Source organism: Providencia sp. 6390 (assembly GCF_058148425.1).
On the sequence record NZ_JBYVYL010000002.1, the window covers coordinates 408,462 to 432,844 of the forward strand.

The window sequence follows — 24,383 nt, forward strand, 5'->3', positions numbered from 1 at the left end:
CCTAGCAACTCATTCGCTTATCGCCTAACTGCACCTTGAATTATTTAGAGTATATATTTGGTTATAAGCTAAAAGACGAAGTTTTACGATAATAGCATTTTACATTGAGATACAATCGCTATATTACACCGCTAACATGACACATAGCACCACTAACAGTAAGATTGGATAGCTTTGCGCATGGCGTTTATCACTTAAATAAGGCATTAATAAACCTGCAAAGCGGATCCCTAACCATGATGTCGCAATTAAGATTAATGCACCTTTAATATAGATCATGCCAATAAAGCCACTTCCTAGCTCAATATGCTTAGTTAGCGCAAAATAAAAGTACGTTAAAGTTCCCGTAATCGCCATTGGTAAGGTTAACGGATTGGCAAATGCCGCTGCTTGGATCATACTCGCACCACGTCTGCGCATTAAGGGAACCGTCATCACACTACCACCAACACCAAGAAATGCGGCGACGGCACCAATCACCACACCAATGGGAGTATCAGCAAATAAACCACCTCTCGAAGGTTGGATACCATTCGAATCAGTTTTCATAAAACCGGGACGAATAAAGCAATCCAAAATAGTGATAATAAGGTAAGTAATAAATACCCAGCGTATCCATCCACTGTCTACCGACAGTGCAACAAACGCACCGAGGATCCCGCCCAATGAAATTGGAATAATAAAAGGGCGAATAATTGACCAATTTAAGTTTCCTTTGAGGTAGTGCGCTCGGCTAGATACTGATGCTGAAAAAATCATCACACACGTTGATGTCGCCACGGCAATTTGCATTGCCACATCATTTGCTTCACTTTGTGGCCCCCATACCAAACTAATTAATGCATACAGCAAAGGAACCGTAATAAAGCCACCACCAAACCCAAATAGCGCCGTTGTGATCCCAGACATGAAGCCGAAAAGACACAGTAATAAAGTCATAGGTATATCTCCATTTGTTATTGTGATGTTATCTTACCGAGGAGAACAGCCACTGACTTACGCATTCCTGACAACCTACTTTGAGATTTCGCCAACTTTTTTATAGCTTCCCATCTTCAGTTAATTGAATCCTTTTTCCTTCGATCATGCGTAATCTAGGTAATTTCTCTTTGCCCTTTTACTCGCCACTCTTTTAATTCAAAATAATTAGTTTTATCTTTTTTATTAAATATTTTTAAAGTCATTTTTTAAATATCTTTCCACTAAAATTGTTATCTGCGGACGTAACAAGCATTTTGATAAAGGGATCTATTTATCTTTAAAAGTCAGATGCCAATATGAAATACTTCCGGCCACAAAAATATGTTCTAAAGGAAGCTGCTAATTTAATGCTTGAACATAATTACGCTTTTGGCATGAGTATCTCAACATAATCGTTCTATTTATAGGTAACTTATAATCTTCATCATGTCCATCTGCTCTCGCTTTTTCAATCATAATTGGTTCTTATTTAATTAGCTTTTACGCTGCTGGTTTAGCCGGTATTTAACATTCATCGTTTAGAAATAAAAAAAGACCACAACTTTGATGAGTAAAACGAATGAAGGTTATCCCTAACACTGAACAGAAAATAAACCAGAGACTCTATTCTATAGATGCAATGCGTGGGATCGTCATGATGATTATGCTGATCGATCACGTCAGAGAGACATTCTATTTACATCAACAGGTCCCCGATCCCATGGTGATTACCGAAACGCCGCCAGATCTTTTTTTCAGCCGCCTGCTGGCACACTTTTGCGCCCCTATCTTCGTATTTCTCACTGGGCTTTCCGCCTGGCTTTATGGTAATAAGCAGCAAAATAGCAGAATTGAGACAAGCAAGTTTCTACTAACCCGCGGGTTGTTTCTGATTTTGCTCGAGCTCACTGTGATTAACTTTGCTTGGACCTTTACCTTTCCACCAGAACGTCAATTTTTACAAGTGATCTGGGTTATCGGCTTATCAATGATCTTTTTATCGCTAGCGCTGTGGCTACCGCGCAAAGTCTTGTTTGCTCTTGGTGTCATACTGATTGCTGGGCACAACCTACTGGATAACCTACATTTGGCACCAGAGCACCCGTTTTATGCGCTGTGGACAATACTGCACGATCGTGGCTGGATTGAGATTAGTGAGACGCTGCGCGCTAGAGTCTCTTACCCGTTATTGCCATGGCTTGGTGTGATAGTCCTGGGATACTTGGCCGGCCACTGGTTTAGCCCACAGGTTTCACCAACTAAGCGTATCAACACATTGCAAACTTGGGGGCTGGGTATGCTTGCTGGGTTCATGGCACTACGCTTGCTCAACGTCTATGGCGATAAGCCATGGTCATCGCACGATACACCTCTACAGACACTAATGAGTTTTCTCAATATCACGAAATATCCGCCGTCTCTATTATTCATTCTGCTAACGCTAGGAGTTGGTCTACTACTACTGAACTTATTGGAAAAAAAGCAGCACAATCGCGCTATTCAGCCACTCGTCACCTTCGGTAGTGCGCCAATGTTTTATTACATCTTGCACCTGTATGTCTTGAAGCTACTCTATCTGATCGCCGTGCATATCTGGGGGCTTAACCAGGGTGACTACTACGGCTTTAACCATTTTTCTTCCGTTTGGGTAATGACACTGCTACTGCTGGTTTTACTCTATCCGATCGTTAAACGATTCAGCTCTTTCAAAGCCAGACGTAAAGATTTGCGCTGGCTGAAGTATTTTTAAGCAATGAGGCTACTATGCAAAATTATGTCCCGCATCTGTGCCAAAAGCTCTTAATCACTCTCTCCGTCACAGCGCAAAGTGACCGTTCTCTACTGACGAGCCAACGCCTGAATAAATCAAAATCAACCGTCAGCCAGTGGAACAAAGAGCTGGAAATCCAGCTCAGCTACAACTTATCCCATAATATTCCGAACAGATCAGTGCCGCGGAACAATCAAAGAAGTCGACGCGCGTTATCCAAAAATCAAAGCACTGATGGTTTCCCCACATAGAGACTGAAGAAATATTCTTTCTCACTTGTCCGGTTCTACGAGCCTGATACTCTGCGGTTGGCATTTAATGCACTGAATTCCACTAGCGCGATTGCCTCTATATTGCAGAAGTTCAAAACCGAATTTCCGAATACCGATCTATATAACGTAGAAGAGGTATTAAAAAGGTTTGTGACAAATAAAAAATCATAGGCTCAATAAGTTTTAAAAAGAAAATCTTTGGTATAAATGAGGTTTTAATGATGATACGCAATATTTTGACATTAATAATTTCTGCTTTATTCGCAGGAGGTACAGCCAATGCCACTGAAGTATATAATAGAGACGGTAATAAATTAGATATTTACGGTAAGGTTGATGTTCGTCACCACTTTGCACCTACTGATAAAGGCAAAAATAGTGAAGATGGTGATGATTCTCGCGTTCGTTTAGGTCTTAGAGGTGACACACAAATTACTGAGCAAGTGACTGGCTTTGGTCGTTTTGAATGGGAAACTAAGACAAATAAGTCTGAGAATTCTCCTGAAAATAAAAACCGTTTAGCATATGCGGGTTTGAAACTTGCTAATTTGGGGTCAATTGATTATGGCCGTAATTACGGCGTGCTCTATGATACTAACGCATGGACAGACGTATTCCCTCTATGGGGGGCAGACACCATGGCTCAAGCTGACAATTTCATGACTAGCCGTAATCGTAATTTACTAACTTACCGTAATAGCAACGCATTTGGTTATATTGATGGTTTGAAGTTTGCTCTACAATATCAAGGTAAAAATGGCGATAATAACAAATCTAGTGCAAGCATGGCTAAAGACAATGGTGACGGCTATGGTTTTTCTGCTGCTTATGATTTAGGTTGGGGTGTTACATTAGGTGGGGCTTATTCTAACTCTTCCCGTACCCCAAACCAAAAAGATTACTCTATTATACGTAATGGAGATGTGTACCGTAGTGCAACAGGTAAACGGGCCCAATCGTGGAACGTGGGTGGTAAATTTAATAATAATAACATTTATTTAGCTGTAATGTATGGCCAAACACTGAATACATCTCGCTACGGTGATCTAGGCTTGGTTGCTAACAAAACTGAAAACATTGAATTAGTTGCTCAGTACTTGTTTGACTTTGATCTGAAACCCTCTATCGGTTATAGCCAATCTAAAGGTAAAAACTTAGGTAACGGTTACAATAACCAAGATCTAGTTAAATATATTTCGGTAGGTTCCTTTTACTACTTTAATAAAAATATATCAGCGGTTGTTGACTATAAAATCAACTTACTAAAAAATAATGACTTTACTAAAAAATACGGCATTAATACCGACAATGTAATAGGCTTAGGTCTGATTTACCATTTCTAACTTAATTTAAAATGGGCAAAAAGGAGGGATAAATATCCCACTTTTTTACAGTTCTGTTTGCTTAATGATAGAAAAGAAGAACCAATGAGGTCATATAGTTATATATTAAACGGGCTTCTTGCAAAGAATAAATAATATTATTTTTCTTTCAATAATGACGGATGAAATATCTTCATCAATAACAATCACGTTGACGAATGGTAGATACTCGCCTGTGGCACCTGCCCCATGGGCGTTCGCCGTTATTGCTGCCTCTCATTCGATTGCCCCCATTTTCGTTTCTTATGCCAAAGCTGTATAGTGTTTGAGGCCTCACACTACTGAGTAATAACACCCTATTTTGCCTGATTGTAAATGGCAATCCCCCCCTCTCCATACCCTATCTTATCTACTCTGACCTTTTTCAACCATAATCGTCTCTTACTCAACTATATGCGGCTTGAGGTATAGGCTTAAATAAAGAAAACTACGCTTTTATCGTGCTTTATTAATAGTTAAAGGGAGGCACAATGGCCTCCCTCTGTTTTCTCAATAATTTAATCAGTTTGTTTGATTATTTCAGCACATTATAAATGACTGTTTCACCACCAATCACATTACCTTTCGCTAAAATTTCAACGCCTGCAAAATCATCAATATTGCTGATAATGACTGGACTGATCATAGATTTTGCATTAGCTTCTAAGAAAGCCAGATCCAGTTTCAGAATAGGTGTCCCCGCTTTCACTTCGCTACCTTCTTCCACTAAACGTGCGCAACCTTCACCTTTCAATGCAACAGTGTCGATGCCCATATGGACAATTAACTCAACGCCATTATCCGTTTCTAAGCAGAATGCATGGTTAGTTTCGAAAATTTTCACCACCGTACCTGATGCAGGTGCTAACACCTCATCACTGGTTGGTTTGATAGCAATACCATCGCCAACAATACGACTTGAGAATGCCTCATCAGGAACATCATCAAGAGAGAAAACTTCACCGCTCACTGGTGCCACTAAAGACAAAACAGTTTCACCTTTGGCTTTTGCGGGTTCACTCGCTTTTGCCGTTTCAGGTGCAGCCGTTGGTGCAGTGCCTGCAATTGGGCCTTTAGCAATAACATCTTTCATAGCCGATGCCACTAATTCAGCACGTGTACCGACAATAACTTGCACGCTTTGTTTATTCAGGCGGATAACCCCTGATGCACCAAGACGTTTAGCCATCGCATCGTTAACAATCGCTGCATCTTTAACGCTTAAACGTAGACGAGTGATACAAGCATCAATACCTGTAATATTATCGCTACCACCTACCGCAGAAACATATTGACGAGCTTCTTTTTGAATTTCACTATCAGTGCTATCTGCTGGGCTCAAGTTTTCATCGTAGCCATCGATAGTTTCATCACCTGCGCTCACTTCACGACCTGGGGTCAACAGATTGAATTTGCGGATCATGAAACGGAAAATTACATAGTAGATACAGAAGAACACCAGACCTTGAACAATCAGCATCCACCAATGTAACGCCAGTGGATTACGTGATTGCAGTAACATATCGACTAAACCAGCACTGAAGCCAAAACCTGAAATCCACTCCATTGACGCTGCAATAAATACTGAAATACCCGTTAACAACGCATGGATAACATACAGTACCGGTGCCACAAACATGAATGAGAATTCAAGCGGTTCAGTGATACCAGTAAAGAATGCAGCAAAAGCACCAGCAAGCATAATACCAGCAACTTTAGCTTTATTTTCAGGACGTGCACAATGGTAGATAGCTAACGCAGCACCCGGTAAACCAAACATCATGATAGGGAAGAAACCTGCTTGGTAACGACCAGTGATACCTGGAATTGCCAAGCCTTCTTCGATTGATTTGGCGCCGCCAAGGAAGTTAGGAATATCGTTAATACCTGCAACGTCAAACCAGAACACAGAGTTCAGAGCATGGTGTAGGCCAACAGGGATCAATAAACGGTTAAAGAAGGCGTAGATACCCGCTCCGACTGAACCTAAATCTTTGATACTTTCACCGAATGAAACTAATCCATTATAAACTAATGGCCACACATACATCAGAATGAATGCAAGGAAAATCATTAGGAAAGAGGTCAGGATCGGCACAAGGCGACGACCACTGAAGAAGGATAATGCTTTAGGTAATTCAACACCGCTATAACGGTTATATAGTTCAGCAGAGAGTACACCGACAAGGATACCCACAAACTGGTTATTGATTTTGTTAAATGCCGCAGGAACACTTTCAAGCGGAACATTCATAATCATCGAATAAGATGCTGGCGAACACAGTGTTGTCACAACAAGGAAACCAACAAAACCGGTTAATGCCGCAGCACCATCTTTATCTTTCGACATCCCATAGGCAACACCGATAGCAAACAGCACAGACATATTATCAATAATTGCTGCGCCTGATTTGATCAGTAAAGCCGCGATTGCACTATTGGCGCCCCAACCATCTGGGTCAATCCAATAACCAATCCCCATAAGGATTGCGGCGGCAGGCAATACTGCCACAGGCACCATCAGTGCCCTACCGATCCGCTGTAAGTAGCTAAGAATATTCACAAACTCCCCCTTTATAGCCCAGTTATTGCCCCATTTACGGGATCTTATAGTTCATACACCTAGATAATAGTTTAGGTGATTGAGCGTAGCAATTTCATAGTCTAGATTAATTTTTTCGCGATACAAAATAAATAGGTGTGATTTGTGATAAATGTCAATGATAACTTTAGTAGGGAGGCTAAATTAGTGGCTATTATTGAAAACTTATTTTATGATTAAAAATAACTTATCTACTGGATTTCAATGTACCACTAATAGAGAATCGGTACGCCCTAAAATAACCTATAGTTAATGAAAAAATATCAGGAAAAAAGAGGGTACCACTCTCCAAATAGTAAAGTCACAGGCTGAGATCGCTTGCTTACCATAACGCCATGTCACTTAAACTAGCTGAGTGGAGAGAGATTTTAAATTTCACAGAATTAACAGACTTTCACTAGAGGTAAAGTATCATGAGGCTTCTCCCGCTAAAAAATGCTCAAGACGTTGGGATTTGGTCTGCTCAATACATCGCAGACAAAATCAATGCGTTCAAACCTACAGCTGAACGCCCTTTCGTTTTAGGCTTACCAACGGGCGGTACCCCGCTTGCAACCTACAAAGCACTGATTGCATTGTATCAGGCTGGCAAAGTTAGCTTTAAACACGTGGTGACTTTCAATATGGATGAATATGTAGGCATCCCAGAAGATCATCCTCAAAGCTACCACACCTTTATGCATGACAATTTCTTCAATCATGTCGATATTCAAAAAGAAAATATCAACCTACTGAATGGTAATGCACCTGATGTGGATGCTGAATGTCAGCGTTACGAAGACAAAATCAAATCTTACGGTAAAATTAACCTGTTCATGGGTGGCGTTGGCAATGATGGCCATATCGCCTTTAACGAGCCAGGGTCATCACTTAGTTCCCGCACTCGCATTAAAACCTTAACACCAGAAACACGTATCGCTAACTCACGCTTCTTTAACAACGATGTTAACCAAGTGCCTAAATTTGCACTAACAGTTGGCGTTGCAACTTTAATGGACGCTGAAGAGTTAATGGTATTAGCAACAGGCGCAAATAAATCCAATGCAGTTCAAGCTGCTGTTGAAGGTTCTGTTAACCATTTATGGACAGTGAGCTGTGTGCAAATGCATCAAAAAGCTTTAATCGTCTGTGATGAACCTGCAACACTTGAGTTGAAAGTAAAAACACTTAAATATTTCAGCCAGTTAGAATCTGACATTATCGAAAAGTTTAACCAGTAATCATTCGATCACCCGACTTGTGAAAGCAAGTCGGTGACCCTATGTTTTATTTCTCCAGAAGTCAGGAGCCAAAGACTATGTACGCATTAACCAATTGTATTATTTATACAGGCCATGAAAGATTAGATAACCATGCGGTTATTATTGACGGCGAGCTAATTAAAGATATCTGCCCATTAGCAGACCTCCCTGCTAGTATCAAACAGCATGATTTACAAGGTGCTATTCTTTCTCCCGGCTTTATTGATCTGCAAGTCAATGGCTGTGGTGGTGTCCAATTCAATGACAATAAAGAAAATGTAACATTGGAACATCTGGAGATAATGCAAAAAGCCAACGAGCGTACTGGCTGCACGAGTTACCTTCCAACATTGATTACCTGCTCAGACGAATTAATGAAACATGGCGTTGAAGTAATGGGTGAGTATCTGAAAACTCACCGCAACCAAGCGCTTGGACTGCATTTAGAAGGCCCTTATATCAATATCATTAAGAAAGGGACTCATAACCCTGAATTTATCCGTAAGCCATCTGCTGAAATGATGGATTACTTAGCCGCACATGCCGATGCGATCACTAAAGTGACATTAGCCCCTGAAATGGTCGATGAATCCTATATCCATCAATTGACTAATGCAGGTATTGTGGTTTCTGCAGGCCACTCAAATTCCACTTATGAAGAAGCACGCCTTGGCTTTAAAGCAGGTATTCGCTTTTCTACGCATTTATTTAATGCGATGCCTTATATCTCAGGTAGAGGGCCGGGGTTAGTCGGTGCTATTTACGATACTCCAGAAGTGTATGCAGGTATCATTGCAGATGGACTTCATGTCCAATGGGCAAATATTCGTAACAGCAAACACTTGAAAGGTGATAAATTAGTTTTAGTTACGGACGCTACAGCACCGGCTGGAATTGATCCTCAAACTGGTGAAATGGATCATTTTATCTTTGCAGGCAAAACCATATACTACCGTGATGGATTGTGTGTTGATGAGAACGGAACACTCAGCGGATCATCACTAACAATGATTGAAGCAGTTAAAAATACAGTAGAGCATGTCGGTATTGCTCTAGATGAAACATTAAGAATGGCGACGTTGTATCCGGCAAGAGCAATCGGCGTTGAATCTCAATTGGGTTCAATCGCACCGGGTAAAGTTGCAAACTTGACTGCGTTTAACCACGACTTCCAGATCCTCTCAACTTATGTCAACGGGGAGGAAGTCTACAAAAAATGAGTATATAGCTGATGAACCATAGTCACTCGCTAAAACAAATTGGTAATATTGATCTGGTGAAACAACTCAACGGTGCAGTGGTATATAGCCTAATCGATCAACAAGGCCCAATATCACGCATTCAGATAGCGGAACAAAGCCAACTTGCCCCCGCAAGTGTGACTAAAATTACTCGTCAGCTACTCGAACGCGGCTTAATCAAAGAAGTTGACCAACAGGCCTCCACTGGGGGCCGACGTGCGATATCGATAGTTTCAGAATACAAAAACTTTCACACTATAGGCGTTCGTTTAGGTCGTTATGATGCCACTGTTGCGCTTTATGATCTCAGTGGCAAACAGCTCATTGACGCCCATTACCCTATCTCAGAACCGTCTCAGCAAGCGGTTGAGAAAAAGCTGATCGAAGCCATCGAAGACTTCATAGCCCTAAATCAGCGACGGATAAAAGAACTGATTGCCATTTCAGTGATCTTACCGGGTCTCGTAAACCCACATAATGGTATCGTTCACTATATGCCACATATCAAAGTGGATAATTGGCACCTGATCGATAACTTACAAGCCCATTTTAAAATTACCTGTTATGTAGGCCATGATATTCGCAGCTTAGCCCTCGCCGAAAACTACTTTGGCGCGACAAGAGATTGTGAAGATTCGCTATTAGTGCGCATTCATCGAGGTGCAGGAGCTGGTTTAGTGATCAATAATGAAATCCTATTAAATCACCGAGGCAACCTTGGTGAAATTGGTCATATTCAAGTCGATCCACTCGGCGATTTGTGCCATTGCGGTAACTTCGGTTGCTTAGAAACTATCGCCTCAAATCAAGCCATTGAAAACCGTGTTAAACAACGCTTAGAACAAGGATTTAGTAGCTCACTAACTCCTGAACAGTGTTCTATCCAACATATTTGCCAAGCAGCCAATAAAAATGACCCACTCGCCACCGAAGTGATCCAACATGTTGGCCGCCAAATTGGTAAAGCTATCGCGATTTCTATCAACTTATTTAACCCTGAAAAAGTGGTGATTGCAGGTGATATCACAGAAGCAGAACAAATACTCCTACCGGCCATTCAAAGCTGCATTGATACTCAGGCCTTAAAAGGTTTTCGTGAGAACCTCCCCGTTGTCACATCACAACTGGTGCATAATTCAGCTATTGGTGCTTTTGCGCTAACAAAACGCGCCATGCTCAACGGTGAACTATTACAAAAATTGCTTGATAATTGATCTCGTTTTTACTCAAAAAAACCGAGTTGATTAGCTCGGTTTTTTGCTTTTATTTCCCAACCCTAAATAGTAATAAAAACAATCAATGTACTGTGATAGCTCACAGTTTTTTGGATTAGCGACTTGTTTTTTGCTGACTTTATCGACAAAATGATTATTCATCAAACAAACGGACGCATTTTCACAAAAATAGTGAAAAAAGCTGTTGACTGTCTCAGCTGTAATTAGCATAATGCGCCCCGCAACGCCGATGAAGGTAATGCAAAAAGATGGCTATGTAGCTCAGCTGGTTAGAGCACAACACTCATAATGTTGGGGTCACAGGTTCGAATCCCGTCATAGCCACCATGTTTGCGGGAGTGGCGAAATTGGTAGACGCACCAGATTTAGGTTCTGGCGCCGCAAGGTGTGCAAGTTCAAGTCTTGTCTCCCGCACCATTTTCCTTCTCGGTAAAAAATTTAAGATTGGGGTATCGCCAAGCGGTAAGGCACCAGGTTTTGATCCTGGCATCCCCAGGTTCGAATCCTGGTACCCCAGCCATCTTAAATTTAACAAATTTAGAGACACCCTCGGATGGGGTATCGCCAAGCGGTAAGGCACCAGGTTTTGATCCTGGCATTCCCAGGTTCGAATCCTGGTACCCCAGCCATTTCTCCTCTCTAGGGTTGTCAAAAAATCCCATACAGTGATTTTCAAATAAGCAGTTTTACTGTATAAAGGCTATGTAGCTCAGCTGGTTAGAGCACAACACTCATAATGTTGGGGTCACAGGTTCGAATCCCGTCATAGCCACCATTATTTGCGGGAGTGGCGAAATTGGTAGACGCACCAGATTTAGGTTCTGGCGCCGCAAGGTGTGCAAGTTCAAGTCTTGTCTCCCGCACCATTTATCCTTTTGGATAGAAAAATTTTTAAATTGGGGTATCGCCAAGCGGTAAGGCACCAGGTTTTGATCCTGGCATCCCCAGGTTCGAATCCTGGTACCCCAGCCATATTTTTATATAGTTGTTTCAATAACAGCTATAAATCAAAAGCCATCCTTTAATGAAGGGTGGTTTTTTTGCTTATGAATCAATGAAAAATAAGTAAAAACAGTACTTTTCTTTATTTCACTTCAATAATTAAGTTCTATTGAGATTTTTCTCAATTAACTCGCAAATAACCCCTAATTCACTATCGCTTTTCCCTATCATTGTAATAGCCTAAAGAGCGATTAATCAGGCTTTAAATGATATTTGAGTATTAAAAACCAACAAGTCGCACAATATTTTTACTTTTAATTATTTTCTATATCAATTATGTGACTTTAATCATTTTTTAATAACGACTAATAGTGATAATCTGCGCCTAGATTTTGGTTATATCCGATAATGGCATTCAGGAACTATCTGCCTTCCGCCATGAGTCAAACATAATCCAACCCATCATCTCTAATAAAAAAGTTCTCAAAACCTAATAATTATAAATTGCAGTGATGCAATGTTTTTACAGAGAAAACTTATGCGAAACATGATTAAACAACCACTTTATAAAATCCTCTATGTACAAGTTATCGTCGCTATCGTGCTAGGTATTGCACTTGGCCACTTTTTTCCTGACATAGGTGAATCATTAAAACCACTAGGTGATGCATTCATCAAAATCGTTAAAATGATCATTGCCCCTGTTATTTTCTTAACAGTTGTAACGGGTATCTCTGGTATGAGTAATATGAAGGCTGTAGGTAGCGTCGCAGGAAAGGCGATGCTCTACTTTATTACCTTCTCAACTGTTGCTCTAATTATTGGCCTTATCGTCGCCAATGTCATACGCCCAGGTGATGGTTTAAACATTGATCCTGCAACCTTAGATAGCGCTAAAGTCGCTGGGTATGTCGCAAAAGCTCACGAATCGTCGATCGTTGGCTTCCTAATGAACATTATCCCTGACACAGTTATTAGCCCGCTCGTTAACGGTAATATCCTTCAGGTGTTATTTATTGCCGTCATTTTCGGTTTGGCATTAGCAGCAACAGGTAAACATGGTGAACCCATTGTTAAACTGCTGCAAAACTTCTCAGAACCCGTTTTCAAAATGGTTGCCATGCTGATGAAACTTGCGCCTATCGGTGCGTTCGGGGCTATGGCATTTACTATTGGTAAATATGGTATCTCATCAATCGGTAACTTGATGATGCTTATACTGACGTTCTATATCACTGCCCTGCTTTTCGTGTTACTCGTACTAGGCGCTGTTGCAAAATATAATGGTTTCTCAATTATTCAGCTGATCAAATACATTAAAGATGAACTGTGGTTAGTACTAGGAACCTCATCCTCTGAAGCTGCACTGCCTAGCTTAATGAGAAAAATGGAGCATGCAGGATGTGAAAAATCTGTCGTTGGGTTGGTTATTCCAACAGGTTACTCATTTAACCTAGATGGCACCAATATCTACATGACAATGGCTGCGCTGTTTATTGCGCAAGCGACCAATATCGAATTGACTATTTGGGAACAAATATCACTGTTATTAGTTGCTATGATCAGTTCTAAAGGAGCTGCGGGCGTCACTGGAGCAGGCTTTATCACCCTAGCAGCAACCTTGATGGTCGTTCCGAGTATCCCAGTTGCAGGTATGGCATTGATTTTAGGTATTGACCGCTTCATGTCCGAATGCCGAGCCTTAACAAACTTAGTTGGTAACGCATGTGCTTGTATCGTTGTTGCGCGTTGGGAAAAAGAATTAGATACCGAGAAACTTGCAGCAGCATTCGCAGCAAAAGGTGAAAGTATCGATTCGATTATCACAGAAGAGAACTTTGATGTTCCTGCTCATCATGCAGAAGCAGTTGATGTAGCAAAAGATAAATAATTGAAATTATAGTGAGTAAAAAGGCCGCAATTATCATCAGCGGCCTTTTTATTATTTTGAATTCACTCGCAAAAATATCGCATTTAGAGCGAGTCAACATTAAAGCCCCAAAGCATACTTCAATGCAAGTTTCTTTGCTTCACCAGCACGTTGAGCAGCTATTAACCCTAGATTTCTTAACATCTTCAACCCTGGCAATTGTTCGCTAAACGCCATATAAAACACATCCATCCCCGCCTGCATCACTAAATTATCAGGCAAACGTCGGCGCTGATAACGTTTAAGTACCTCTAACGAATGCCAAGGCTCTAGATACTCTTTTGCATGGGTAATCACTTTTAACAAGCTGTCGACATCGCGATAGCCTAAATTAACTCCCTGCCCAGCTAGAGGGTTAATGGTGTGAGCGGCATCTCCGACTAACGCTAAACCATCAATTACATAGCGATTAGCATGATGCCGTGTCAGAGGGAAAGCGCCACAAGCGATCGCTTTAACTGCACCTAACCGCTCAGGAAAGGCCTCTGTAATCGCCCCTGTCAATTGTTCCATCGACATTGATTGTAACCGACGAATTTTCGCTGGGCTGTCATACCACACCAATGAGGCCCAATTATCATAAAGAGGTAAGAACGCTCTCGGCCCAGATGGGAAAAATTGCTGCCATGTTTTATCTTGTTGTGGCTCGGACGTTTGGATCGTGATTAACATGCAAGATTGGCGATACTGCCAACCACGGCTACCAATACCTACCAACTTACGTACTTGAGAATTTGCCCCATCAGCCCCTATCACCAATTTAGTTTGTAGCTCACGCCCATCATCCAATGAAACTCGCCACTCTTTTTGACCACTCGGCAGATAAAGATGAGCCAATTGCGCTGGATAAATGCGTTCTAAATTTGGATATTTCTGGCACTCTTGCCATAACGCCAATTGTAAAACACGATTTTCGACCATATAACCCAGTTCTGGTAAGCCTAAATCATGGGCATCAAACAAGACATTACTCCCCTGCTCTTCCCATGTTTCAAGCTGTCGATAAGGCACGCAACGCATAGCTTCAACATGTTGCCAGGCACCTAGTTGTTTAAGCAGCTCAACAGATGAACGACTAATGGCTGAAATACGAACATCGGGAGCACTATTAGCATCAAAAGCTACCGGTTCTGCTTTTTCAAGTAATGCAACACGCATTCCTTCTTGAGCAAACCCTAGTGCCGCTGCCGCGCCAGTCATTCCTGCACCAACCACGACAACATCATAATTTTCTGTTAGTTTATTCATTACATTAGCTACTATTAACTGTTTGATTTACGTAGTGTACCGAAAAATTGTTACACTAGCAGGGAATATCTCAGCCTGAGACACTGGTCACTGATGCTTCAATTGAATACAATACGGGGTAATCTTTAAAATAATGGGCGATAGCCTGTCTTTGAGGCCGCGTACCACATAGCCTACTCATCTATAATTTAGGTTATTTTGACATTTTTCATCTCATAGTGTGCTGCTTGTGATCAAAAATGCGTGCGCCTTCCCAAAACAAGATAGGACTTTGGATTTATACACAACATAATTCGAGCCGCTACGCACAACACAACGGTTTGGATTACAACGAGTATACAATGTGTTTTGAAGTCCATTATACTAAGCCACTTCGAAAACACCGGATATAGACATGTCGACGAATAAAAAGTTATACATTAAAACTTGGGGCTGCCAGATGAATGAGTATGACTCATCTAAAATGGCATCATTGTTAGAAAGCACCCATGGTTATCAGATCACTGAAATCCCAGAAGAAGCTGATGTGCTACTCCTGAATACTTGTTCAATCCGCGAAAAAGCTCAAGAAAAAGTTTTCCATCAATTAGGCCGTTGGAAGTTTTTCAAGGATAGCAATCCCGATATCATTATCGGTGTTGGTGGCTGTGTGGCATCTCAAGAAGGTGATTTTATCCGCCAGCGTGCACCAAGTGTTGACATTGTCTTCGGTCCACAAACATTACATCGCCTACCTGAAATGATTAATCAGGTAAAAGGCACACGCAGCCCTGTTATTGACATTAGCTTCCCTGAAATTGAAAAGTTTGACCGTTTGCCTGAGCCAAGAGCAGAAGGTCCAACGGCTTTCGTTTCCATTATGGAAGGCTGTAACAAATACTGCACATTCTGCGTCGTTCCCTACACCCGCGGTGAAGAAGTCAGCCGACCATGCGATGATATCCTATTTGAAATCGCTCAATTAGCCGCCCAAGGGGTACGTGAAGTCAACCTGCTGGGTCAAAACGTGAATGCATACCGCGGCGCAACCTTTGATGGTGAAATCTGTTCATTTGCAGAATTGTTACGTCTGGTTGCGGCCATTGATGGCATTGATCGTGTTCGCTTCACTACCAGCCATCCAATTGAATTTACCGATGATATTATTGAAGTTTATGAGGATACACCTGAGTTAGTCAGCTACTTACACTTGCCAGTACAGAGTGGTTCCGACCGCATTTTAACCCTTATGAAACGTGCTCATACCGCACTTGAGTACAAAGCGATTATTCGTAAATTACGTAAAGCTCGCCCAGGTATTCTTATTAGCTCTGATTTCATTGTTGGCTTCCCCGGTGAAACCAATGAAGACTTCGAAAACACCATGAAGCTTATCGCTGATGTTGATTTTGATATGAGCTTTAGTTTTGTCTATTCAGCTCGCCCGGGCACACCAGCCGCTGATTTACCTGATGATGTTAGCGAAGATGAGAAAAAGCAGCGTCTTTACCTGCTACAACAGCGCATTAACCAGCAAGCAATGAGCTTTAGTCGTGCTATGTTGGGAACGGTACAACGTATTTTAGTGGAAGGCCCTTCACGTAAAAACGTTATGGAGCTTTCTGGTCGTACCGAAAATAACCGTGTTGTGAACTTTGAAGGTTCACCTGACATGATTGGTAAGTTTGTTGATGTTGAGGTGGTTGATGTTTATGCCAACTCTCTACGCGGTAAAGTGATCCGCACAGAAGACCAAATGGGCTTACGTGTTCACGAATCGCCAGCTTCCGTCATTGCACGTACACGTAAAGAAGATGAGCTTGGCGTTGGTCGTTACCAACCCTAACGATAGGATACTCAGTGACCGATAAAAAACCGTTGCAAATCGCAACACAAGAGATCTTTCTAGAGCCCGCAGATAACCAACGCTTAATGAGCCTTTGCGGGCCATTCGATGACAATATCAAACAACTTGAGCGCCGCCTTGCGATTGAAATTAATCGTCGTGACAACCGCTTCAAGCTATCCGGTAAGCCTCTTAATATTCAAGCTGCCAGTAAAATTTTACGTCAGTTGTATGTTGAAACGGCACCGATACGAGGTGTAATCCCTGATATTGATCCTGAGCACATTCATTTAGCGATATCCGAAAGCCGCGTGTTAGAACAAGCTGCAGATAGCATTCCTGATTACGGCAAAGCCGTTAATATCAAAACTAAACGTGGTGTCATCAAGCCTCGCACACCGAATCAAGCACAATATATTGCCAATATATTGGATCATGATATTACGTTTGGTATTGGGCCTGCAGGTACAGGGAAAACTTACCTTGCGGTTGCCGCTGCTGTTGATGCACTAGAACGCCAAGAAGTACGCCGAATTCTACTAACACGTCCTGCGGTTGAAGCAGGTGAAAAACTTGGTTTTCTACCCGGTGATCTCAGCCAGAAGGTTGATCCTTACCTGCGCCCATTATATGACGCTCTGTTTGAAATGCTTGGCTTTGAAAAAGTCGAAAAGCTGATCGAACGTAATGTTATTGAGGTCGCACCATTAGCTTATATGCGCGGTCGTACGCTCAATGATGCTTTTATCATCTTAGATGAAAGCCAAAATACCACCATAGAACAGATGAAAATGTTCCTAACCCGCATTGGCTTTAACTCAAAAGCCGTTGTTACAGGGGACATTACACAGGTCGATTTACCTCGTGGTAATAAGTCAGGTTTACGTCATGCAATTGAAGTACTTTCCGATGTTGACGACCTCAGTTTTAATTTCTTCCACAGTGAAGACGTCGTACGTCACCCTGTTGTGGCTAAAGTGGTTATCGCCTATGAAAAATGGGAAGAACAAGACAACAAACGCCGTCAGCAACTCAGAGAAGAGCGTGAGCAACAAAAAGAGTTAGAAAAGCAGGAACATAATTAAATGAGTGAAGTGATCCTCGATTTACAAATTGCGAGTGAAGAAACCTCTGGGCTACCTAGTGAAGCACTGTTTCAGCGCTGGCTAGAAGCCGTGCTGCCTAAATTTCAGCCACAAAGCGAAGTAACTATCCGTATTGTTGATGAAGCAGAAAGTCACCATTTAAACCTGACTTATCGAGGGAAAGATAAACCAACAAATGTGTTATCTTTTCCCTTTGAAGCACCACCAGAAGTTGAATTGCCGCTACTGGGTGACTTAATTATTTGTCGTCAGGTGGTTGAGCAAGAAGCTCTTGAACAGCAAAAAACCGCTGAAGAGCACTGGGCACACATGGTTGTCCATGGGTGTTTACATCTTCTTGGTTATGATCATATTGAAGATGATGAAGCTGAAGAAATGGAAGGGTTAGAAACAGAAATTTTAGCCGAATTAGGCTATGCTGATCCTTACCTTGCAGAAAAAGAATGACCCACAGTCTATTTTTATGCTAAATATTATCTGAGTAATAAAAAGGTTGTGTGTTTTTGCAATACAAGTGGTGATGAGCGCTAATATTGGCAACCCACTACACGATAACAGCAACCTTAACTAACCTATTAATTTGAGGAATTTTTAATAAAACGCCATGAGCGACGATAACTCTTCGAGTAGTGACAACCCTGGCCCTAAGAAAGGGTTCTTTGCACTCTTAAACCAGCTCTTTCACGGTGAACCTAAAAACCGTGATGATTTGGTCGAACTGATCCGTGATTCGCAGCAAAACGACCTTATCGATCCTGACACCCGAGATATGCTTGAAGGGGTTATGGATATTGCTGATCAGCGGGTACGTGACATTATGATCCCGCGTTCTCAGATCGTGACCCTAAAACGCAACCAAACCTTAGATGAGTGCCTTGATGTCATCATAGACTCAGCTCATTCACGTTTCCCTGTTATCAGCGAAGACAAAGATCATATTGAAGGCTTACTGATGGCAAAAGATTTATTGCCATTTATGCGGACTGATGCGGAGCCATTCAGTATTGATAAAGTGTTGCGTCAAGCGGTTGTGGTACCTGAAAGTAAACGTGTTGACCGCCTCTTAAAAGAGTTCCGTTCACTGCGTTATCATATGGCAATTGTCATTGATGAATTTGGTGGTGTTTCAGGGCTAGTTACCATTGAAGATATTTTAGAGCTTATTGTTGGTGAAATTGAAGATGAATACGATGATGAAGACGATGTTGATATTCGTCAACTTAGTCAACATTCATACTCAGTGAGGGCATTGACTCAAATTGAAGACTTCAATGACACATTTGGCACTAGTTTCAGCGATGAAGAAGTTGATACCGTTGGTGGTCTTGTGATGCAAGCCTTTGGCCACTTACCTTCACGGGGTGAAGTCATCACGATTGATGGCTACCAATTCAAAGTCGCTATGGCTGATAGCCGTCGGATCATCTTACTACACGTAAAAATCCCTGATGACGCTCCAGTACCAACCTTAAACGAAGAAAAAAGTTAATGAACTTAACGTCATCTTATCAAAGTCAGTGGCTCAGGCTGCTACTGGCTTTAATTTTCGGAGCCAGTGGAACGCTGGCTTTTTCGCCTTTTGATTTCTGGCCAGCAGCGCTTCTTTCCATTCTATTTATCCAACTACTCACGTTACAACGCACACCAAAGCAATCTTTTGCGATTGCTTTTGCATGGGGTTTTGGCCTATTTGGCAGCGGCGTCAACTGGGTCTATGTCAGTATTGCTGATTTCGGTGGCATGCCTGAAGTCGTCAATGTTTTATTAGTCATATTACTAGCCGCCTACCTTTCTCTCTATACAGGTTTATTTGGCTATCTACTCAGTAAATTATTTCCTAATGCCACCGTATGGCGTTTAGTATTTGCAGCACCTGCAATTTGGCAACTCACAGAATTTTTACGTGGCTGGGTTCTGACAGGGTTTCCATGGTTGCAATTCGGCTACAGCCAAATTGATGGTCCATTAAAAAGTGTAGCGCCGATCTTTGGCGTTGAAATGATGACACTAATCTTATTCAGTATTAGTGGGCTGATTGTTTTAGCACTCGTGCGCCGTAACTTTATCCCGTTTATTGTTGCTGCAGTTCTCTTGTTTGCACCTTTAGCGCTCAAGGGTCTTCAGTGGTACACTCCTCTCGAATCTAAAACAACAGAAGTTGCTTTGGTTCAAGGAAATATCCCTCAGTCAATGAAGTGGGAGTCTAGCTATTTACAGCAGATTAAAGATACCTATATTAAATTATCTAGCCCTTATATCGGTAAAGCTTCTTTAATTATTTGGCCTGAATCCGCCGTGCCTTCTGTTGAATTAGATAACCAAGCTTGGCTGAAATCATTAGATACGGTATTAGCTGAGTCAAAGACCAAACTGATCACAGGTATTGTAGATGCGAGGCCTATTGATGGTGATTATGAGTTTTATAATACAATCATTGTATTAGGCGATGATAAACCTTATCTATACCCATCAAAGAATCGTTATAACAAGCACCATTTGGTTCCCTTTGGTGAGTTTGTTCCATTAGAAGATATCTTACGCCCTATCGCACCATTCTTTAATTTGCCGATGTCAGGCTTTAGTCGTGGTGATTATCAACAAGCCCAATTGGCGGTTGGCAATCTTCATTTAACTGCTGCGATTTGCTATGAAATTATTCTAGGAACTCAAGTTCGTGATAATTTTAAACCAGATAGCGATTATTTGTTAACCATCTCTAATGATGCTTGGTTTGGTAAATCAATTGGCCCATGGCAGCATTTCCAAATGGCAAGAATGAGAGCATTAGAACTTGGCCGTCCACTGCTCCGTGCAACTAATAATGGCGTTACGGCTATCATACGTGCAGATGGAACAGTTCAAGCTGAATTACCTCAATTCACTGCGGCAACCTTATCTGCATCAATCACCCCGACAACAGGTTTAACACCGTATGCACGTTGGAGTAATTGGCCTATGTGGGGAACTGTTGTGGTATTTGGGCTATTAGCGTTGTTTTTTGGTCGTCGTAAACAAATTAACTAGTCATAAGCTCCCTATTAAATTAGGGGGCTATTTATCTAACTAATAAGTTGTCCTTGTGTTTTTGCAATCTCTATAGAAACAATGTAGACAGTATTAAAACGAATATAATCATCCTTAACCCCATCAAAAAATCATTTCGTCGCAATTTAAAGTAAGACGCTCTGTTGATTGATACCGAAGAAAAACGAGAAGAAACAAGCAGGCCTACGAATTTGTATCGGCTGAAGCCTTAATCTGCTGGCTATCTATTTATCCGTAATTTAAAGTTTTAATCAGATAAAAACAAAGCCCTCTTTAAGCATCTACTCAAAGAGGGCTATTGGTTAGCTTAAAAAGAAGCCATCCACATACGTGCTTTAATTCCCCAATAACTGGTGTAACCACTGGTAAAACTTACCATTTCACCATTATCGATAATCATAAATGATGGTGTTGCACTGATACCAACAGCATTAGCCAATACACCATTCATATCATTAATGACAGGGAAATTAAGCTCTTTTTTTGCCATTCCTGTTAGTAAGCGTTGGCTATCGCCAGAGCGGATAGCCACAGAAACTACAGGAACCCCTGATTGAGCTAGATCAGCTACCGTTGGTGAGGTGATTTTACATACACCGCACCATGTTGCCCAAAAATAGACTAAAACAGGTTGCTCTTTACTGAGCTCTGCTAACGAAACAGGTTGTCCCGTTGCCAGCAACTGAGGCTCAAGTAAAACAGGGGCTAGGCTTTCAGGTTTGCGCCAAAAATCCATTACGGTAAAGACAATGAAAATAATCACGACCAAACCAATAATTTCTTTTGACCATTTTTTCAGTCTAGCCATATTTCCCTTATTTTACTTTTGCTAGCTGATCTTTCACGATCGCTTCCAATTGCTGTGCATCCACAGCACCAGGGATGATTTCATCACCAACTAGTGTTGCTGGAGTACCGTTAACCCCTAATTTCTCTGCCAACATCATATTAGTACGCAGAGTCTCTGCACTCTTCTCATTAGCAACTAATTTTTCATTGCCAGTTGCTTTCAGTGCCTGCTTGATGTTTTCATCCGTTAACATGCCTTGCTTCTGCATAAATTTCTGATGCAGTGCTTGGAATGCTTTTGGATCTTTCTCCCACAAAGTCAGCACTAATTGTGATGATTCTAAAGAAGTTTGGCCTTTGAATGGTAAAGGTTTAATCACCACAGCAACATCTGGGTATTTTTTGACAATTTCTTCCAGTTGCGGATCGAAACGCTTACAGAACGGACAGTTATAGTCAGTAAAGTTAACTAAAACCAGTTTGGCATCTTTCGCACCAAGACGAGGGCTTGCTGGGTCATTAAACAGTTTGTCATGCTCTGCTTTAATCGCAGATTTCACTTGTGCCTGCTGTTTCTCACCTTGCTTAGCCTGTAATGCAACAATCGCTTCTTCTAAAATTTCAGGGTTCTCAACTAAAGTATCACGTACTAATTTGCGTACTTGCGCTTCTTGGTCTGCCGTTAACGGAGCCGCATGTGCAGTTGCACCTAACATTAGTGATGAAAATAGAACGGCTAAAATTGTTTTTTTCATTTTTCGGCTCCTTTGGCCTCATTCATAATTGATAATAAAACTTCACGATCAAGTATTGTTGACAGTATTTCACCCTCTGCCAACTTAGGGCCATAAACTTGGTTAAATGGCACAGCGACTTGCCCGCGCTTTTGCAAAAATGCGGTGATATCGGGTGAAGGCTTAGTCCAATCGCCTCTAAGTGCCACAACATCAGGTTCATTTAATGCCTGCTGGATATCATCTCTCAGCAATACATTATATTTATTCGCTTTACAGGTCACACACCAATCAGCAGTAACATCAATAAAGACCCGCTTATTTTCTGACAAAGCCTGTGCAATAGCACCTTCACTTAACGGCTGCCAGTTAACATTATCTTTAACAATATGACGACTACCGGTGGTTTCATCCATCGTCGCCCAAGTAAAGCCGGCAGCAATCAACGCAAATAATACCAACGAATATGTTCCTGCACGTAAGCTATATTTTTTACCGATAAATATCACTAGCAATAATAAAAAGATAATTGATATTGCTAGTGTATAAATTTCACCAAAGTGTGGGATCAACAGACTAATCAGCCATAAACATGATAATAGCATCATCAAACCTAACACTATTCTCAGTTTATTCATCCATGCACCTGGTTTAGGTAACAAACGAGAAACCGCAGGGAAAGCGGCAATCAGTAGCCATGGCAAACTCATTCCTAGCCCTAAAGCGGTGAAAACTAGCCATAACTCGTCAAGAGGTGCTGCGAGAGCAAATGCCACCGCCGTGCCCAAAAAAGGTGCAGAGCAAGGTGTCGCAAGCAATGTTGCAAAAACGCCTTGCCAAAAATGACCACTATTACCGTGCCCACCAGTTGTCGCTAAGCGAGTACTTGCTTTACTGCCTAGATGGATTTCAAACAAACCAAATAAGTTAGCGGTGAAAACCGCAGTGATAAGAACCATAAACCCAATAAACCATGGGTTTTGGAATTGGATCCCCCAACCCACAGCCTGCTGCCCCGCACGCAATAGTGTCATGAGTAAAGCAAGTAGCCAGAAGGATACGAGTATCCCAGAGGAAGATAATAGAAATTGCCGACGAATGGTTTTTTGTTCCCCTTGTGGCACCATCAAAATTGAGCCCAATTTCATAGCAAGTACAGGAAGTACACAAGGCATCAGGTTTAGAATTAAACCACCCAGTAATGCAAATGAAAGAATTTGCCACAGAGGAATGGCATTCGCCCCACTTTGAACGATGGTTCCAGTGAACGGTGCAACTTGAGCAGTAATTTGTTGTGATAAATCACCATCGGTCACTACAAAAGAGAAGTTTTGTCCTGTTAAATCAGGCGCTTTATCTCCCCAATCATCACTGACTTTAATTGTTGCTGTCAGGGTATCACCAGAAGAATAGAGCTCTGGAACCCCAAGGGTTGTACCATCTGGGGTATCAGTAAATATAGCGGCTTTTTTGCTCCATGGCTCACCCGCCACTTTTTGGAGCTCAACCACTAAAGTATCGCCTGTAAACCCGACTTTCTGGCTCTGTGCTAATCCAGTTGTGGGTGGAACTCTACCCATCGCTTGATTAAACGCCCATTCAAAATCGCTTGGCTCAGGCTCAGTTAAATCAAGTTCAAAAGGATAATCCGTTAAAATACATACATTGCTGCACGTTGATAACGTTAAAGTCCCTGTAAGTTTATCCAATTTTTCCGTCGCATCGACAACAATTGGAAAAACCACATCGCCCATGTAACCTTGGGTTGATATACCCGCTACATCAAAGCGACCCGGTGCAGGCCAAAGCCATTGCATATCCTTAACCGGTGATTTCCAATCGATTTCAGGCGCTATTCCGCCTTCTCCTGGAGAACGCCAGTAGGTTTTCCACCCATCTTGCAATTGAACATCTAATAATAAAGCAACTTTCCCCTCTTTTTGGGAAGCACTTAATAAACGCACTTGAGCGTGATCATTATGTTGATCAATTAACCAGCCTGTATCCGCAGCCAATGTGCTACCCGAAAACAGAACAATTAACATAATGAACGAATTAATTAAAAAACGCATGTTTCCTCC

At 41.7% G+C, this 24,383-nt stretch carries 17 protein-coding genes and 7 tRNA genes; 18 read left to right on the forward strand and 6 right to left on the reverse strand.

The annotated features are described in order from the left end of the window. Positions 1-123: 123 nt before the first annotated feature. Positions 124-939, reverse strand: coding sequence for a sulfite exporter TauE/SafE family protein (locus AC3Z9T_RS07095; RefSeq protein WP_490125497.1), 816 nt, complete (start codon positions 937-939; stop codon positions 124-126). A 601-nt stretch (positions 940-1,540) separates the two neighbouring features. On the opposite strand from AC3Z9T_RS07095, the gene AC3Z9T_RS07100 reads away from it, so the two are divergent. Continuing rightward, positions 1,541-2,710, forward strand: a complete 1,170-nt coding sequence (locus tag AC3Z9T_RS07100; protein WP_490125498.1) for an acetyltransferase domain-containing protein — start codon at positions 1,541-1,543, stop codon at positions 2,708-2,710. A 511-nt stretch (positions 2,711-3,221) separates the two neighbouring features. Beyond that, positions 3,222-4,346 (forward strand): porin, encoded by a 1,125-nt coding sequence (locus AC3Z9T_RS07105; protein WP_490125499.1) that lies wholly within the window; start codon positions 3,222-3,224, stop codon positions 4,344-4,346. Positions 4,347-4,899: 553 nt separating this feature from the next. Here AC3Z9T_RS07105 and nagE read toward each other — a convergent pair. After that, positions 4,900-6,927: an N-acetylglucosamine-specific PTS transporter subunit IIBC gene (gene nagE, locus AC3Z9T_RS07110; protein WP_490125500.1), complete on the reverse strand. Its 2,028-nt coding sequence runs from the start codon at positions 6,925-6,927 to the stop codon at positions 4,900-4,902. 452 nt (positions 6,928-7,379) lie between these two features. On the opposite strand from nagE, the gene nagB reads away from it, so the two are divergent. The 11 genes from nagB to AC3Z9T_RS07165 all read left to right on the forward strand — a co-directional run bounded on the left by nagB (position 7,380) and on the right by AC3Z9T_RS07165 (position 13,516). Beyond that, positions 7,380-8,186 carry a glucosamine-6-phosphate deaminase gene (gene nagB / locus AC3Z9T_RS07115; protein WP_490125501.1) on the forward strand — a complete coding sequence of 269 codons (807 nt, stop codon included), beginning with the start codon at positions 7,380-7,382 and terminating at the stop codon, positions 8,184-8,186. 77 nt (positions 8,187-8,263) lie between these two features. Continuing rightward, the gene (nagA, locus tag AC3Z9T_RS07120) at positions 8,264-9,427 is read left to right on the forward strand and encodes an N-acetylglucosamine-6-phosphate deacetylase (protein ID WP_490125502.1); all 1,164 of its coding nucleotides are present in this window, start codon (positions 8,264-8,266) and stop codon (positions 9,425-9,427) included. Positions 9,428-9,438: 11 nt separating this feature from the next. Then, positions 9,439-10,662 (forward strand): DNA-binding transcriptional regulator NagC, encoded by a 1,224-nt coding sequence (nagC, locus tag AC3Z9T_RS07125; RefSeq protein WP_490125503.1) that lies wholly within the window; start codon positions 9,439-9,441, stop codon positions 10,660-10,662. 271 nt (positions 10,663-10,933) lie between these two features. Next, positions 10,934-11,010 (forward strand) — tRNA-Met (locus AC3Z9T_RS07130). Between the two features lie 5 nt (positions 11,011-11,015). Continuing rightward, positions 11,016-11,100 (forward strand) — tRNA-Leu (locus AC3Z9T_RS07135). Positions 11,101-11,128: 28 nt separating this feature from the next. After that, a tRNA-Gln gene (locus tag AC3Z9T_RS07140) sits at positions 11,129-11,203 on the forward strand. Positions 11,204-11,237: 34 nt separating this feature from the next. Further along, positions 11,238-11,312: transfer RNA gene (locus AC3Z9T_RS07145), tRNA-Gln, on the forward strand. Positions 11,313-11,381: 69 nt separating this feature from the next. Then, a tRNA-Met gene (locus AC3Z9T_RS07150) sits at positions 11,382-11,458 on the forward strand. Between the two features lie 6 nt (positions 11,459-11,464). Then, a tRNA-Leu gene (locus tag AC3Z9T_RS07155) sits at positions 11,465-11,549 on the forward strand. Between the two features lie 31 nt (positions 11,550-11,580). Continuing rightward, positions 11,581-11,655: transfer RNA gene (locus tag AC3Z9T_RS07160), tRNA-Gln, on the forward strand. Between the two features lie 520 nt (positions 11,656-12,175). After that, on the forward strand, positions 12,176-13,516 hold the full coding sequence (locus AC3Z9T_RS07165) for a dicarboxylate/amino acid:cation symporter (protein WP_490125558.1): 1,341 nt from the start codon (positions 12,176-12,178) through the stop codon (positions 13,514-13,516). 99 nt (positions 13,517-13,615) lie between these two features. On the opposite strand, the gene ubiF is transcribed toward AC3Z9T_RS07165, so the two are convergent. Then, the gene (ubiF, locus tag AC3Z9T_RS07170; protein ID WP_490125504.1) at positions 13,616-14,803 is read right to left on the reverse strand and encodes a 3-demethoxyubiquinol 3-hydroxylase; all 1,188 of its coding nucleotides are present in this window, start codon (positions 14,801-14,803) and stop codon (positions 13,616-13,618) included. Between the two features lie 394 nt (positions 14,804-15,197). On the opposite strand from ubiF, the gene miaB reads away from it, so the two are divergent. The 5 genes from miaB (at position 15,198) to lnt (ending at position 20,758) form a co-directional block, all read left to right on the forward strand. Next, a complete protein-coding gene (gene miaB / locus AC3Z9T_RS07175) occupies positions 15,198-16,628 on the forward strand; it encodes a tRNA (N6-isopentenyl adenosine(37)-C2)-methylthiotransferase MiaB (protein WP_490125505.1) in 1,431 nt (476 codons plus the stop codon). 86 nt (positions 16,629-16,714) lie between these two features. Further along, the gene (locus tag AC3Z9T_RS07180) at positions 16,715-17,713 is read left to right on the forward strand and encodes a PhoH family protein (RefSeq protein WP_490125559.1); all 999 of its coding nucleotides are present in this window, start codon (positions 16,715-16,717) and stop codon (positions 17,711-17,713) included. Beyond that, on the forward strand, positions 17,714-18,181 hold the full coding sequence (ybeY, locus tag AC3Z9T_RS07185) for an rRNA maturation RNase YbeY (protein ID WP_490125506.1): 468 nt from the start codon (positions 17,714-17,716) through the stop codon (positions 18,179-18,181). A 157-nt stretch (positions 18,182-18,338) separates the two neighbouring features. Then, positions 18,339-19,223, forward strand: coding sequence for a CNNM family magnesium/cobalt transport protein CorC (gene corC / locus AC3Z9T_RS07190; protein ID WP_490125507.1), 885 nt, complete (start codon positions 18,339-18,341; stop codon positions 19,221-19,223). Then, positions 19,223-20,758, forward strand: coding sequence for an apolipoprotein N-acyltransferase (gene lnt / locus AC3Z9T_RS07195; RefSeq protein ID WP_490125508.1), 1,536 nt, complete (start codon positions 19,223-19,225; stop codon positions 20,756-20,758). Before corC ends, lnt begins: the two co-directional genes overlap by 1 nt. A gap of 328 nt (positions 20,759-21,086) precedes the next feature. Here lnt and AC3Z9T_RS07200 read toward each other — a convergent pair whose 3' ends face one another. Genes AC3Z9T_RS07200 through AC3Z9T_RS07210 form a run of 3 tightly spaced genes read right to left on the reverse strand, consistent with a single transcriptional unit; the run spans position 21,087 to position 24,374 of the window. Then, complete coding sequence (locus AC3Z9T_RS07200) at positions 21,087-21,587, reverse strand: protein disulfide oxidoreductase (RefSeq protein WP_490125509.1); 501 nt, start codon at positions 21,585-21,587, stop codon at positions 21,087-21,089. A 7-nt stretch (positions 21,588-21,594) separates the two neighbouring features. Further along, positions 21,595-22,323, reverse strand: coding sequence for a DsbA family protein (locus AC3Z9T_RS07205; protein ID WP_490125510.1), 729 nt, complete (start codon positions 22,321-22,323; stop codon positions 21,595-21,597). Further along, positions 22,320-24,374, reverse strand: a complete 2,055-nt coding sequence (locus AC3Z9T_RS07210) for a protein-disulfide reductase DsbD family protein (RefSeq protein WP_490125511.1) — start codon at positions 24,372-24,374, stop codon at positions 22,320-22,322. Before AC3Z9T_RS07210 ends, AC3Z9T_RS07205 begins: the two co-directional genes overlap by 4 nt. Between the last annotated feature and the right edge of the window lie 9 nt (positions 24,375-24,383).

Excerpts from the sequence above, each read along its gene's own strand:
- lnt (WP_490125508.1), top strand. The coding sequence starts at position 19,223 with ATGAACTTAACGTCATCTTATCAAAGTCAGTGGCTCAGGCTGCTACTG.
- AC3Z9T_RS07100 (WP_490125498.1), top strand. The coding sequence starts at position 1,541 with ATGAAGGTTATCCCTAACACTGAACAGAAAATAAACCAGAGACTCTAT.
- miaB (WP_490125505.1), top strand. The coding sequence starts at position 15,198 with ATGTCGACGAATAAAAAGTTATACATTAAAACTTGGGGCTGCCAGATG.
- nagA (WP_490125502.1), top strand. The coding sequence starts at position 8,264 with ATGTACGCATTAACCAATTGTATTATTTATACAGGCCATGAAAGATTA.
- AC3Z9T_RS07095 (WP_490125497.1), bottom strand. The coding sequence starts at position 939 with ATGACTTTATTACTGTGTCTTTTCGGCTTCATGTCTGGGATCACAACG.
- AC3Z9T_RS07210 (WP_490125511.1), bottom strand. The coding sequence starts at position 24,374 with ATGCGTTTTTTAATTAATTCGTTCATTATGTTAATTGTTCTGTTTTCG.
- ybeY (WP_490125506.1), top strand. The coding sequence starts at position 17,714 with ATGAGTGAAGTGATCCTCGATTTACAAATTGCGAGTGAAGAAACCTCT.
- AC3Z9T_RS07200 (WP_490125509.1), bottom strand. The coding sequence starts at position 21,587 with ATGGCTAGACTGAAAAAATGGTCAAAAGAAATTATTGGTTTGGTCGTG.
- nagB (WP_490125501.1), top strand. The coding sequence starts at position 7,380 with ATGAGGCTTCTCCCGCTAAAAAATGCTCAAGACGTTGGGATTTGGTCT.
- nagC (WP_490125503.1), top strand. The coding sequence starts at position 9,439 with ATGAACCATAGTCACTCGCTAAAACAAATTGGTAATATTGATCTGGTG.
- AC3Z9T_RS07105 (WP_490125499.1), top strand. The coding sequence starts at position 3,222 with ATGATGATACGCAATATTTTGACATTAATAATTTCTGCTTTATTCGCA.
- corC (WP_490125507.1), top strand. The coding sequence starts at position 18,339 with ATGAGCGACGATAACTCTTCGAGTAGTGACAACCCTGGCCCTAAGAAA.
- AC3Z9T_RS07180 (WP_490125559.1), top strand. The coding sequence starts at position 16,715 with ATGAGCCTTTGCGGGCCATTCGATGACAATATCAAACAACTTGAGCGC.
- ubiF (WP_490125504.1), bottom strand. The coding sequence starts at position 14,803 with ATGAATAAACTAACAGAAAATTATGATGTTGTCGTGGTTGGTGCAGGA.
- AC3Z9T_RS07205 (WP_490125510.1), bottom strand. The coding sequence starts at position 22,323 with ATGAAAAAAACAATTTTAGCCGTTCTATTTTCATCACTAATGTTAGGT.